Origin of the sequence: Pseudomonas sp. PDM04 (assembly GCF_014851765.1) — a bacterium.
Taxonomy (GTDB): domain Bacteria; phylum Pseudomonadota; class Gammaproteobacteria; order Pseudomonadales; family Pseudomonadaceae; genus Aquipseudomonas.
In genome coordinates this window covers 94,727-108,399 of the sequence record NZ_JACVAI010000009.1, presented here as the reverse complement: position 1 = coordinate 108,399, position 13,673 = coordinate 94,727, and the positions used below count along the sequence as shown (strand labels likewise).

General features: G+C 59.8%; 11 protein-coding genes. 1 reads left to right on the top strand and 10 read right to left on the bottom strand.

The window, feature by feature from the left end:
- Positions 1–3: 3 nt before the first annotated feature.
- Together ftsH and rlmE are read right to left on the bottom strand one after the other, a co-directional pair.
- Complete coding sequence (gene ftsH / locus IB249_RS28560; RefSeq protein WP_192309527.1) at positions 4–1,914, bottom strand: ATP-dependent zinc metalloprotease FtsH; 1,911 nt, start codon at positions 1,912–1,914, stop codon at positions 4–6.
- Positions 1,915–2,115: 201 nt separating this feature from the next.
- The gene (rlmE, locus tag IB249_RS28555; RefSeq protein WP_192309525.1) at positions 2,116–2,745 is read right to left on the bottom strand and encodes a 23S rRNA (uridine(2552)-2'-O)-methyltransferase RlmE; all 630 of its coding nucleotides are present in this window, start codon (positions 2,743–2,745) and stop codon (positions 2,116–2,118) included.
- Between the two features lie 102 nt (positions 2,746–2,847).
- Between rlmE and IB249_RS28550 the strand changes: the two genes are divergently transcribed.
- Positions 2,848–3,156, top strand: a complete 309-nt coding sequence (locus IB249_RS28550) for a YhbY family RNA-binding protein (RefSeq protein ID WP_017336468.1) — start codon at positions 2,848–2,850, stop codon at positions 3,154–3,156.
- Between the two features lie 9 nt (positions 3,157–3,165).
- On the opposite strand, the gene IB249_RS28545 is transcribed toward IB249_RS28550, so the two are convergent.
- The 8 genes from IB249_RS28545 to grpE all read right to left on the bottom strand — a co-directional run bounded on the left by IB249_RS28545 (position 3,166) and on the right by grpE (position 13,636).
- On the bottom strand, positions 3,166–3,570 hold the full coding sequence (locus IB249_RS28545; RefSeq protein WP_192309883.1) for an MFS transporter: 405 nt from the start codon (positions 3,568–3,570) through the stop codon (positions 3,166–3,168).
- A 28-nt stretch (positions 3,571–3,598) separates the two neighbouring features.
- Complete coding sequence (gene greA, locus IB249_RS28540; protein ID WP_192309880.1) at positions 3,599–4,075, bottom strand: transcription elongation factor GreA; 477 nt, start codon at positions 4,073–4,075, stop codon at positions 3,599–3,601.
- A gap of 2 nt (positions 4,076–4,077) precedes the next feature.
- A complete protein-coding gene (gene carB, locus IB249_RS28535; protein WP_192309523.1) occupies positions 4,078–7,299 on the bottom strand; it encodes a carbamoyl-phosphate synthase large subunit in 3,222 nt (1,073 codons plus the stop codon).
- 114 nt (positions 7,300–7,413) lie between these two features.
- Positions 7,414–8,550, bottom strand: coding sequence for a glutamine-hydrolyzing carbamoyl-phosphate synthase small subunit (gene carA, locus IB249_RS28530; protein WP_192309521.1), 1,137 nt, complete (start codon positions 8,548–8,550; stop codon positions 7,414–7,416).
- Positions 8,551–8,811: 261 nt separating this feature from the next.
- Positions 8,812–9,618 (bottom strand): 4-hydroxy-tetrahydrodipicolinate reductase, encoded by an 807-nt coding sequence (gene dapB, locus IB249_RS28525; protein ID WP_192309519.1) that lies wholly within the window; start codon positions 9,616–9,618, stop codon positions 8,812–8,814.
- A gap of 9 nt (positions 9,619–9,627) precedes the next feature.
- Positions 9,628–10,752, bottom strand: a complete 1,125-nt coding sequence (gene dnaJ / locus IB249_RS28520; protein WP_192309516.1) for a molecular chaperone DnaJ — start codon at positions 10,750–10,752, stop codon at positions 9,628–9,630.
- A gap of 298 nt (positions 10,753–11,050) precedes the next feature.
- On the bottom strand, positions 11,051–12,967 hold the full coding sequence (gene dnaK, locus IB249_RS28515) for a molecular chaperone DnaK (protein ID WP_192309514.1): 1,917 nt from the start codon (positions 12,965–12,967) through the stop codon (positions 11,051–11,053).
- Positions 12,968–13,069: 102 nt separating this feature from the next.
- Positions 13,070–13,636 carry a nucleotide exchange factor GrpE gene (gene grpE, locus IB249_RS28510; RefSeq protein WP_192309512.1) on the bottom strand — a complete coding sequence of 189 codons (567 nt, stop codon included), beginning with the start codon at positions 13,634–13,636 and terminating at the stop codon, positions 13,070–13,072.
- Positions 13,637–13,673 lie beyond the last annotated feature (37 nt).

The following is a 13,673-nucleotide window of genomic DNA, read 5'->3' as shown; positions in this document are numbered from 1 at the left end:
ACCTTAAACGTCAGCAGCGGGACCGCCGATCGGTGTTTCCGGACGCGGATCCTGTACCACCGGAGGCGTTCCGGAACTACCGGTACCACCCGACCAGTCACGAGGCTCGCGAGGGGTACGACCCGCCATGATGTCGTCGATCTGATCGGCGTCGATCGTTTCGTACTTCATCAGGGCATCGGCCATTGCGTCGAGCTTGTCGCGGTTATCCGTGAGGATCTGCTTGGCGGTGCCGTAGCACTGGTCAATGATGCTGCGCACTTCGGAGTCGATGAGCTTGGCGGTTTCGCCGGAGAAGCTGGCGTTCTGACCACCGCCGCCGCGACCCAGGAATACCTCGCCCTCTTCTTCGGCGTACATCAACGGACCGAGTTTTTCCGACAAGCCCCACTTGGTCACCATGTTCCGCGCAATCTGGCTGGCACGCATGATGTCGTTGGACGCACCGGTGGTGACGCCATCGAAGCCCAGGGTCATCTCTTCGGCAATTCGGCCGCCGTACAGCGAGCAGATCTGGCTGATCAATGCGCGCTTGGACAGGCTATAGCGATCTTCTTCCGGCAGGAACATGGTGACGCCCAGCGCTCGACCGCGCGGGATGATCGACACCTTGTAGACCGGATCATGCTCGGGAACCACGCGACCGACGATGGCATGACCTGCCTCGTGATAAGCGGTGTTCTGTTTTTCTTTTTCGGACATGACCATGGATTTGCGCTCGGCACCCATCATGATCTTGTCTTTGGCCAGCTCGAACTCTTTCATTTCGACGATGCGCTTGCCGGTACGGGCGGCGAACAGCGACGCCTCGTTCACCAGGTTGGCCAGGTCGGCACCGGAGAAGCCCGGAGTACCCCGTGCGATCACCGCTGGCGCGACGTCGTCACCCATGGGCACCTTGCGCATGTGAACCTTGAGAATCTGTTCACGACCGCGAATGTCCGGCAGACCGACCACCACCTGACGGTCGAAACGGCCCGGACGCAGCAAGGCCGGGTCCAGTACGTCAGGACGGTTGGTGGCCGCGATGACGATGATGCCGTCATTCATTTCAAAGCCGTCCATCTCAACCAGCAACTGGTTGAGGGTCTGCTCGCGCTCGTCGTGACCACCGCCCATGCCCGCACCACGATGACGACCGACCGCATCGATTTCGTCGATGAAGATGATGCACGGGGCGTGCTTCTTGGCTTGTTCGAACATGTCGCGAACACGACTGGCACCGACACCGACGAACATTTCGACGAAATCGGAACCGGAGATGGTGAAGAACGGCACCTTGGCCTCGCCGGCAATCGCCTTGGCCAGCAAGGTTTTACCGGTGCCCGGAGGACCGACCATCAGTACGCCGCGAGGAATACGCCCGCCCAGGCGCTGGAATTTGCCCGGATCACGCAGGAACTCGACCAGCTCGCCCACTTCTTCCTTGGCCTCATCGCAACCGGCGACGTCAGCCAGGGTGGTTTTCACCTGATCTTCGGAGAGCAGGCGTGCCTTGCTCTTGCCGAAACTCATCGGCCCGCCCTTGCCTCCCGCGCCACCCTGCATCTGGCGCATGAAGAACATGAACACGGCGATGATCACCAGGATCGGGAAGCTCGCGACCAGCAGTTGAGTCCAGATGCTTTGCTGCTCCGGCTGCTTGCCTTCGACCACGACGTGGTTGTCCACCAGATCGCCGATCAGGCCATTGTCCTGAATAGCAGGACGGATGGTCTTGAAGCTGTCGCCATCGTTGCGCTTGCCGGTGATCACGTAGCCATCAACCGCTACGCGCTCGACCTTGCCATCCTTGACCTGCTGGATGAAGTCGGAATAGTTGAGGGTCTGCGGCTCGTTAGGACTGGAGAAGTTGTTCATCACCGTCACCAGGACAGCCGCGATGATCAACCACAGGATCAGATTCTTTGCCATATCGTTCAATTAACTACCCTCTGAAGCAAGCTCCGCTAATGGCGCGCGCTTCGCATGATATTCACCAGCCTAACTTACTACATTACGTACGGCTTGGCAGGCGCCGTCTGTAACCCTTTGTGAAACACTTTCCACACAATATTCGCTATTGCTCGCGGGGCGAAATATGAAAAACCTATCGACCCGACCAAAAACCTCGCTTCACTCGCTCTTGCCACGATAGCCCCAGGCCAGCATGTATTGCTCGCGGGAACTGCCACGAGAAGAGTCCGGCTTGATCATCTGGATCTTGTCGAACTTCTTGCGAGCGTCCTTCAGGTAAACATCGAACCCTTCGCCCTGAAAAATCTTGATGACGAAATTGCCACCGGGCTTGAGGATCCGATCCGCCAAATCAAGCGCCAGCTCGCAAAGAAACATCGCTTTGGGCATGTCTACTTCAGGCGTACCACTCATATTGGGGGCCATATCGGAAATCACAAGGTCTACCTGCGAATTACCCACGGCCTCGAGGATCCGCGCGAGCACTTCGTCCTCGGTGAAGTCACCCTGGATGAAGGTTACGTCCGGAATGCTGTCCATTTCCAGGATGTCCGAGGCGATCAGACGCCCCTGACCACCGATCAGACGGCTGGTGACCTGCGACCAGCCACCCGGTGCCGCACCGAGGTCGACCACACTCATGCCCGGACGGATCAGTTTGTATTTCTCCTGGATTTCCAGAAGTTTGTAACTCGCACGCGAGCGGTATCCATCCTTCTGCGCCTGCTTCACATAGGGATCGTTGACATGTCGTTTCAGCCAACCAAGGCTTGTCTTGGAACGCGCCATTGGGCACCTCGATGATTAGGGTCGTGATTAATTGGGCGGATCAACGAGCCCTCGGGTAAAATGGCCGCCATTTTACAGAATCCAGACGAAAGGGTCAGATTTATGCCGCTCACTCAAGAGCAGAAGAAACAGTACAAATCCATTGGCCACCATCTGAAACCGGTTTTGATTGTGGCTGACAACGGTTTAACTGAAGGTGTGCTAGCCGAACTTGAACGCGCCCTGGCGGATCATGAACTGATCAAGATCAAGCTCAACATCCTCGACCGCGAATCGCGTCTGGCCTCCATTGCAGAGCTGTGCAAGGCTGGCAAGGCGGATCTGGTTCAGGTCATCGGCAAGATGGCACTGATTTACCGCAAGAACTTCAGCGTCAACAAGCAACTGTCGAACGTTCATCGCTTCAAGTGATGGCAAGGGTCAAGGGTGTGCTTCGCGCACCCTGCCACCCCATCCCGGTACCGGCTGCAGAACCAGCACCAGTCCGGAAAAGCCCAGCACAAGATAACTGAACACCTGCCAACGCACGGCGTCCGGCCAACCGAGCAGCACCGCAAAGAACATCGCGCTCGCGTAAAGCGCCATCAGCAGCAACTGCCCACGAATATCGCGCCACAGACTGGCCAGCCCTTCGGCCCGGACCAGCACCATCGCCTGAAAAATCACACACGCTGCGGCGAATGCCACCATCAGCGCATTCAGCATGCCTGCAATTTCGTCGATCAGCAGCGGCGCCAGGCCAATTCGACCCAGCACCGCTGGCAGACCAACATGCGACAACCACAGGCCGCCCACCCAGAGCATCTGGGTCAGCTGCCAAAGCATGGCGCCCGCACGAAACGGGCGCCCGCCTTCAGATGTGGCGAACTTCGACAATCTCGTACTCGATAACACCGCTTGGCGTTTTGACCGCAACCACATCACCCTCTTCCTTGGCAATCAAGGCGCGGGCGATGGGCGAACCGACAGAGATTTTGCCGAGTTTGATGTCAGCCTCATCCTCACCCACGATCTGGTAAGTCACGCTTTCATCCGTCTCGACGTTGGCGATTTCGACGGTGGTGCCGAAAATCACCTTGCCGGTGTGAGGAATGGCGGTGACATCGATGATAACTGCATTCTGCATGCGGCCTTCGATGTCACGGATCCGCGCCTCGACCATACCCTGCTGCTCGCGAGCAGCGTGGTATTCGGCGTTTTCCTTCAAGTCACCCAACTCGCGGGCCGTACCGATGTCCTGGCTGAGCTTCGGACGAACGACCTTGGTCAGATGAGCATGTTCTTCTTCCAGGGCGCGAGCGCCCTGAACGGTCATCGGGTATTTCGTTATGCTCATGCCTTCAATCCTGCATGTAGATCCTGCAAGCGGCGCACGGTCTTCTCGGGACCGAACTTCAGCGCTTCGCAGATGGCCTCGCCCGCAGCAATGGTGGTGGTGCAGTAAATCTTGTGCTGCAGGGCATTTCGACGAATGGAGTACGAATCAGCGATCGACTGACGACCTTCGGTGGTGTTGATGATCAGCGTGACTTCGTCATTCTTGATCATGTCGACCACGTGCGGACGGCCTTCGGTCACCTTGTTCACACGGCGCACTTTCAGGCCTGCCGCTTCGATCAGCTTGGCAGTACCGGCAGTGGCGACCACTTCGAAGCCCAAGTTGATCAGATCGCGTGCCACACCTGCAACCAGCGGCTTGTCATCGTCACGTACGCTGATGAACGCAGTACCGCCGGTCGGCAGCACTTCACTGGCGCCCATCTGGGCCTTGGCGAAGGCTTCGCCGAAGGTGTCGCCCACACCCATGACTTCACCGGTGGACTTCATCTCTGGGCCGAGGATCGGGTCCACACCCGGGAATTTGGCGAACGGGAACACCGCCTCTTTCACACTGTAGAAGTTCGGAATGATTTCCTTGGTGAAACCCAGTTCCTTCAGGGTCTTGCCGGCCATCACGCGGGCCGCGATCATGGCCAGGGAAACACCGATGCACTTGGACACGAACGGTACGGTACGCGAAGCGCGCGGGTTGACTTCGATGACGTAGATGTCTTCGCCTTGCAGCGCCAACTGCACGTTCATCAGGCCGACCACGCCCAGTTCCAGGGCCATTTTCTTGACCTGTTCGCGCATCTCGTCCTGGATGTGCGCGGGCAGCGAGTACGGCGGCAGGGAGCACGCGGAGTCACCGGAGTGAACGCCCGCCTGTTCGATGTGCTGCATGATCGCGCCGATCACGACGTCCTTGCCGTCGCTGACCGCATCCACGTCCATCTCGATGGCGCAGTTGAGGAAGTGGTCCAGCAGCACCGGGCTGTCGTTGGACACTTGCACCGCTTCACGCAGGTAGCGCTTGAGTTCTTCTTCCTTGTAGACGATTTCCATCGCCCGGCCGCCCAGTACGTACGAAGGACGCACTACCAGCGGATAACCGATCTTCGCGGCTGCGCGAACGGCTTCGTCTTCGCTGCGCACGGTGGCGTTTGGCGGCTGACGCAGGTTCAGGCGCTCGACCATCTGCTGGAAGCGCTCACGGTCTTCGGCACGGTCGATGGCGTCAGGGCTGGTACCGATGATCGGCACGCCGGCGGCTTCCAGGGCACGCGCCAGCTTCAGCGGGGTCTGGCCGCCATACTGGACGATCACGCCTTTCGGCTTCTCGACACGCACGATTTCCAATACGTCTTCCAGGGTCACCGGCTCGAAGTACAGGCGATCGGAGGTGTCGTAGTCGGTGGAAACGGTTTCCGGGTTGCAGTTGACCATGATGGTCTCGTAACCGTCATCGCGCAGTGCCAGCGCCGCGTGCACGCAGCAGTAGTCGAACTCGATACCCTGGCCGATACGGTTCGGACCGCCGCCGAGGATCATGATCTTGTCGCGACCGGACGGCGCCGCTTCGCACTCTTCCTCGTAGGTCGAGTACAGGTAGGCGGTGTCGGTGGCGAACTCGGCCGCGCAGGTGTCGACGCGCTTGTAGACCGGGAACACTTCCAGCTTGTGACGGTGAGTGCGCAGATTCTTCTCGGTGACACCCAGTAGCTTGGCCAGACGCTGATCGGAGAAACCCTTGCGCTTGAGGCGGAACATCAGGTCGCGGTCGATGGCCGACAGACCGAGGGTCTTGACCTTCTCTTCATCCTTGATCAGGTCCTCGATCTGCACCAGGAACCATGGATCGATCATGTTCATGCCGAAGATGTCTTCGACCGACAGGCCGGCGCGGAACGCGTCAGCCACGTACCAGATACGCTCGGCGCCAGGCACGGTCAGCTCGCGCTTGAGGATGCCCATGCTTTCCGGGTTGCTCAGGTCGAGCTTCTCGTCCAGGCCGCAAACGCCCACTTCCAGGCCGCGCAGGGCTTTCTGCAGGGACTCCTGGAAGGTACGGCCGATGGCCATGACTTCACCGACCGACTTCATCTGGGTGGTCAGGCGTGCGTCGGCCTTGGCGAATTTCTCGAAGGCAAAGCGTGGCAACTTGGTGACGACGTAGTCGATGGACGGCTCGAAGGACGCCGGGGTCTTGCCGCCGGTGATGTCGTTCGACAGCTCGTCGAGGGTGTAGCCCACGGCCAGTTTGGCGGCAACCTTGGCAATCGGGAAACCGGTGGCTTTCGAAGCCAGGGCCGAGGAACGGGACACACGCGGGTTCATCTCGATCACGACCATGCGGCCGGTGTTCGGGCAGATGCCGAACTGAACGTTGGAGCCACCGGTTTCCACGCCGATCTCGCGCAATACCGCCAGGGAGGCGTTACGCAGGATCTGGTATTCCTTGTCGGTCAGGGTCTGTGCTGGCGCCACGGTGATCGAGTCACCGGTGTGCACGCCCATCGGGTCGAAGTTTTCGATGGAGCAAACGATGATGCAGTTGTCCTTCTTATCGCGGACAACCTCCATCTCGTATTCTTTCCAGCCGATCAGGGACTCGTCGATCAGCAGTTCTTTGGTCGGCGACAGGTCCAGGCCGCGGGCGCAGATTTCTTCGAACTCTTCACGGTTGTAAGCGATACCGCCACCGGTGCCGCCCATGGTGAAGGACGGACGGATGATGCACGGGAAGCCCAGCTTCTCGAGGACCGCATTGGCCTCTTCCATGCTGTGGGCGATGCCGGAACGCGGACAGGCCAGGCCGATGTCCTTCATGGCCTTGTCGAAACGCGAACGGTCTTCGGCCTTGTCGATGGTGTCGGCGTTGGCACCGATCATTTCCACGCCGAACTTCTCCAGAACGCCTTCGCGCTCCAGGTCCAGGGCGCAGTTCAGGGCGGTCTGGCCACCCATGGTCGGCAGCAGCGCGTCCGGACGCTCTTTTTCGATGATCTTGGCAACGGTCTGCCACTTGATCGGCTCGATGTAGGTGGCGTCAGCCATGGCCGGGTCGGTCATGATGGTGGCCGGGTTGGAGTTCACCAGGATGACGCGGTAACCCTCCTCGCGCAGGGCTTTGCAGGCCTGGGCGCCGGAGTAGTCGAATTCGCAGGCCTGGCCGATCACGATCGGGCCAGCGCCGAGAATCAGGATGCTTTTAATGTCTGTACGTTTTGGCATGGGTTGTCACTCAAATCCGCAGGTCAGTCGGCAAGCCGTCTTGATCAATCTGTGAAGCCTGGAGGGGCCGCCGCTATCGGGACCGCCTCCGGGCTGCTGCATCAGGGCCAACGATCAGCGTCGCTTGGCCATTTCGTTGATGAAGCGATCGAACAAAGGCGCTACGTCGTTCGGGCCAGGGCTGGCTTCCGGGTGGCCCTGGAAGCTGAAGGCGCTCTTGTCGGTACGCTCGATCCCTTGCAGGGTGCCGTCGAACAGCGACTTGTGGATCGCGCGGACGTTGGCTGGCAGGGTCGCTTCGTCTACCGCAAAACCGTGGTTCTGGCTGGTGATCATCACAACGCCGGTGTCCAGGTCCTGGACCGGGTGGTTGGCGCCGTGGTGGCCGTGGCCCATTTTCAGGGTCTTGGCGCCGGAGGCCAGGGCCAGCAGCTGGTGACCGAGGCAGATACCGAATACCGGGATTTCGGTTTCCAGCACGTCCTTGATCGCCTGGATCGCGTAATCGCAAGGCTCCGGATCGCCAGGGCCGTTGGACAGGAACACGCCGTCCGGATTCATTGCCAGTACATCGGCCGCCGGCGTTTGCGCAGGCACCACTGTCACACGGCAACCGCGCTCGACCAGCATGCGCAGGATGTTCAACTTGACGCCGTAGTCGTAGGCGACCACGTGATACGGCAGCTGCGACGCGTCGATGGTTGCGTGACTATCGGTCTTCAGGTCCCAGACCGTCGAGCGCCACTCGTAGGCGTCCTTGGTGCTGACGACTTTCGCCAGGTCCATGCCCTTGAGGCCAGGGAAGCCCTGGGCTGCGGCGATGGCGGCTTCTTCGGAAATGTTGTCACCGGCCATGATGCAGCCGTTCTGCGCGCCTTTCTCACGCAGGATGCGCGTCAGGCGGCGGGTGTCGATACCGGCGATCGCCACAACATTGTTGGCTTTCAGGTAATCGGACAGGGACATCGTGTTACGCCAGTTGCTCGCAACCAGTGGCAGATCACGGATAACCAGGCCAGCGGACCATACGCGGTTCGACTCGGCGTCTTCCGGCGTGGTGCCGGTGTTGCCGATGTGCGGGTACGTCAGGGTAACGATCTGTTGGGCGTAGGAAGGATCGGTAAGGATTTCCTGATAGCCGGTCATTGCGGTGTTAAACACCACCTCACCAACGGTTTGACCGTCGGCTCCAATGGCTTCGCCGCGAAAAATGCTGCCATCAGCAAGGGCGAGTATGGCTGGCTTAGTCAAGAAGACCTCCCGTAAATAAAGCCTGAAAGGGCGATCGCAGGTTGTAAAAAAGCGGAGTGACGTATGGACACGTCACCCCGCTTCTTCACTGAATTATTTCTGCGCGCTTTTAGTGGACACACTAAAGCTGTAGCTTACAGAAAAAGGCGTTTTTGGTCTACCGCCAATGAGCCCTAAAGGCCGGAGAATGCGACAGGACGTCGCTTGGCGTAATGAAACCGGGGCCCAATCGTGGGTTTGAGCCCGATTCCGGGGCGCATCTTAACGCAGTTCGAGCACGTCTTGCATGTCGTAGAGGCCAGGTTCGCGCGCATCCAGCCACAACGCCGCACGCACGGCTCCCTTGGCGAACGTCATGCGACTGGAAGCCTTGTGAGTAATCTCCAGCCGCTCGCCTTCACAGGCGAACAGAACCGTGTGATCGCCCACCACGTCACCGCCGCGAACAGTGGCAAAACCGATCGTTTCACGCTCACGCGCACCGGTATGCCCCTCACGCCCGTACACCGCGACTTTCTGCAGATCGCGATCCAGGGCATTGGCGATCACTTCACCCATGCGCAATGCGGTGCCCGAAGGCGCATCGATCTTGTGCCGATGATGGGCCTCGATGATTTCGATGTCCGCGTCGTCACCCAGCACCCGCGCCGCCATGTCGAGCAGCTTGAGCGAAAGATTCACGCCGACACTGAAGTTGGCGGCGAACACGATCGGAATATCCTTGCCCGCCTCGACCAGCAACTGCTTCTGCGCCGCATCCAGACCGGTCGTGCCGATCACCATGGCCTTGCCGGCCTTGCGGCAGAACGCCAGGTTTTTCAGCATGACTTCCGGCAGCGTGAAGTCGATCAGCACATCGAACTCATCCGCCACCGCATCCAGGTTACCGGACAGCGGCACGCCGATACGTCCCAGCGAGGCCAGCTCACCGGCATCCACGCCAATCAGCGTGCTGCCGGGGCGCACGATGGCGGCGGTCAGGCCGGTCAGCGGTGCGCGCTGCTGCACCGCCTCGACCAGGATTTTGCCCATGCGGCCAGCGGCACCCATGACAGCTATACGTCGCATGCTCACTCCTTACAGGTCGCCGAAGAAGCGCTTCACGCCTTCGAACCAGCCGGTGGTTTTTGGCGAGTGGCTGTTGTCGTCCGCCAGCGAGCTGCGGAATTCCTCCAGCAATTCGCGCTGCCGACGCCCCAGGTTGACCGGGGTTTCGACGGCCACGCGGCACATCAGGTCGCCCGCACCGCCGCCACGCACCGGCGCAACGCCTTTGCCACGGACACGGAACTGCTTGCCGGTTTGAGTCCCCTCGGGGATTTTCAGCTTGACCCGACCATCGAGGGTCGGAATCTCCAGCTCGCCGCCCAGCGCCGCATCGACGAAGCTGATCGGCACTTCGCAGAACAGATGCTTGCCATCACGCTGGAAGATCGCGTGCTCACGCACGCTGATCACCACGTACAGGTCGCCCGTCGGGCCACCCTGAGCGCCCGCCTCGCCTTCGCCGGACAGGCGAATACGGTCACCGGTGTCGACACCGGCCGGCACCTTCACGGACAGGGTCTTGTACTCCTCGACACGACCGTCACCGTTACAGGAGCTGCACGGGTCGGAAATGATCTTGCCCTGGCCATGGCAGCGCGGGCAGGTCTGCTGCACCGAGAAGAAACCTTGCTGCATGCGGACCTGGCCGATACCACCGCAGGTCGGGCAGGTCACTGGCGAGGAGCCTTTCTTGGCCCCCGAGCCGTCGCACGGCTTGCAGTTGACCAGCGTCGGAACGCGGATATTCACCGTCGTGCCGCGCACGGCTTCTTCCAGGTTCAGCTCCAGGGTGTAGCGCAGGTCGCTGCCGCGCTGGGCGCCGCCACGGGCACCGCCGCGACCGCCACCGAAGAAGTCGCTGAACACATCACCGAAGATGTCGGAGAAGTTCTGACCGCCAAACCCGGCACCGCCGCCACCCATGCTCGGATCGACACCGGCATGACCGTACTGGTCATACGCGGCACGCTTGCTGGAGTCGGACAGCACTTCATAGGCCTCGTTGGCCTCTTTGAACAGTTCTTCCGACGCCTTGTCATCAGGATTACGGTCCGGGTGGTGCTTCATCGCCAGGCGGCGGTAGGCCTTCTTCAGGTCCGCTTCGCTGGAGCCGCGCTCAACACCCAATACTTCGTAATAGTCACGCTTTGCCATAAGTCTTCTGCACTCTTGAGGACGTTCGGCAAACCTCTCCTGAGCTTCGCCAAACTCGTTGAGCCCCAATACAGGCCCGGACCCAACTCACGTCAATTCAACGATCCTGGTCTTTGTTTCGATGTGGCAATTGCGGCACGGAAAGCAGGAGCATTCCCGGCCATGCCCTCAACACGCGAGCGTTGTCGCATGCTGTAAAAATTCGTGTACTCCAGACACACCAACGCGGGAGCAGGCTCCCGCGCGGCGACATCCTACCAGCCACTGCCCGAAGGCAGTCAACCGGGCGACCAACAACTTACTTGTTGTCTTTGACTTCTTCGAACTCGGCGTCGACCACGTCATCAGCCTTCTCGGCCGATTCGCCTTGCGGTGCAGCGCCTTCAGCAGGTTGAGCCTGCTCGGCGTACATCTTCTGCGCCACTGGAGCGGAGACTTTCGACAGCTCTTCGACCTTGGCTTCGATGGCAGCCTTGTCGTCGCCTTTGACGGCGGCTTCCAGGGCAACCACTGCGGCTTCGATGGCAGTCTTCTCTTCAGCGCTGACCTTGTCGCCGGCATCAGCGACCATTTTGCGCGTGGAGTGGACCAGTGCATCACCCTGGTTGCGGGCAGCGGCCAGTTCTTCGAACTTGCGGTCTTCCTCGGCGTTCGCCTCGGCATCACGCACCATGCGCTCGATTTCCTCGTCGGACAGACCGGAGTTGGCCTTGATCACGATCGACTGGGTCTTGCCAGTGGCTTTGTCCTTGGCGCCCACGTGCAGAATGCCGTTGGCGTCGATGTCGAAAGTCACTTCGATTTGTGGCACGCCACGCGGTGCAGGTGGAATCTCGGCCAGGTCGAACTTGCCCAGGGACTTGTTCTGCGCCGCTTGCTTACGCTCACCTTGCAACACGTGAATGGTCACGGCGCCCTGGTTGTCGTCGGCCGTCGAGAACACTTGCGATTTCTTGGTAGGAATCGTGGTGTTTTTCTCGATCAGCGCAGTCATCACGCCACCCATGGTTTCGATACCCAGGGTCAGCGGGCTGACGTCGAGCAGCAGAACGTCCTTCACGTCGCCGGCCAGAACGGCACCCTGGATGGCAGCACCCATGGCAACGGCTTCGTCCGGGTTCACATCTTTACGCGCTTCTTTACCGAAGAACTCGGTCACCAGCTTCTGAACCAGTGGCATACGGGTCTGACCGCCTACGAGGATCACGTCATTGATCGAACCCACGTCGATGCCGGAGTCTTTCAGCGCGATGCGGCAAGGCTCGATGGTGCGCTGAACCAGGTCTTCCACCAGCGATTCCAGCTTGGCGCGGGAGATCTTCACGTTCAGGTGCTTAGGACCGGTGGCGTCTGCAGTGATGTACGGCAGGTTGACGTCGGTCGACTGAGCGGAAGACAGCTCGATCTTGGCTTTTTCAGCCGCTTCTTTCAGGCGCTGCATGGCCAGCGGGTCACCCTTGAGGTTCATGCCGCTTTCTTTCTTGAATTCGTCAACCAGGTAATCGATCAGACGAATGTCAAAGTCTTCACCACCCAGGAAGGTGTCGCCGTTGGTGGCCAGCACTTCGAACTGGTGCTCACCGTCGACTTCAGCGATTTCGATCACGGAAACGTCGAACGTACCGCCGCCCAGGTCGTAAACGATCACGGTGTGATCGCCCTTGGCCTTATCCATACCGTAGGCCAGAGCAGCCGCAGTAGGTTCGTTGATGATACGTTTTACGTCCAGACCGGCAATGCGACCGGCGTCCTTGGTGGCTTGACGCTGGCTGTCGTTGAAGTAGGCCGGAACGGTGATCACCGCCTCGGTCACAGGCTCGCCGAGGTAGTCTTCGGCGGTCTTCTTCATTTTCTTCAGGATTTCAGCCGAGATTTGTGGCGGAGCCATTTTCTGGCCGTTCACTTCAACCCAGGCGTCGCTGTTGTCAGCCTTGACGATCTTGTAAGGGACCATCTGGATGTCTTTCTGTACCACTTCTTCATCGAAGCGACGACCGATCAGACGCTTCACCGCGTACAGGGTGTTGTGCGGATTGGTCACAGCCTGACGTTTGGCCGATTGGCCAACCAGGATTTCGCCATCGTTGGCGTAAGCGATGATCGAAGGCGTGGTGCGCGCGCCTTCGGCGTTTTCAATCACTTTGGCCTGGCCGTTTTCCAGCACGGAGACGCAGGAGTTGGTAGTCCCCAGGTCTATACCGATAATTTTGCCCATGTTCACTCTCCCGAAACTTTGGATTTGGTTGCCGCAGCAGTGGTGGCTAACTGCGGTAGCACTTAAACGCTTGACTTCTAAATGGGGGCCTTGCGGCTAATTTCAAGCCTGCTCATCAATAGATGGCGAAACCGGAGCCGGGGCCTTGCTGACCACGACCATCGCCGGACGCAGCAGGCGACCGCTGAGCTGGTAACCCTTCTGGAACACCTTGAGCACGCTGTTGGGCTCGACGTCGGCGCTTTCCTGCATGGCCATTGCCTGATGGAGACTGGCGTTGAACGGTTCGCCATGCGGGTCGATCGCCTCAAGCTGATAGCGCTTGAGGGTGTCCTGGAACATTTTCAGGGTCAGCTCGATGCCTTCGCGCATCGGACGGATGCTCTCGTCGTCCGGGCTGGACAACTCCAGGCCGCGCTCCAGGCTGTCGATGATCGGCAGCAGGTCGCCGGCGAACTTCTCCAGCGCGAACTTGTGAGCCTTTTCAACGTCCTGCTCGGCACGGCGGCGGACGTTCTGCAGATCGGCGGCTACGCGCAAAGCGTTATCCTGCGCGCTGGCCAGTTGCTCTTCGAGCACTTGCACACGAGTCGCCAGGTCTTCGCCCGAAGCCTCGGGCGCCTGGTTGGCGTCTGGGTTTTGCGTATCCACTGTCTGTTCGTCAGCCATAGAATTCTCCTTTCAATAACGTCCGCGAGCTCAACTC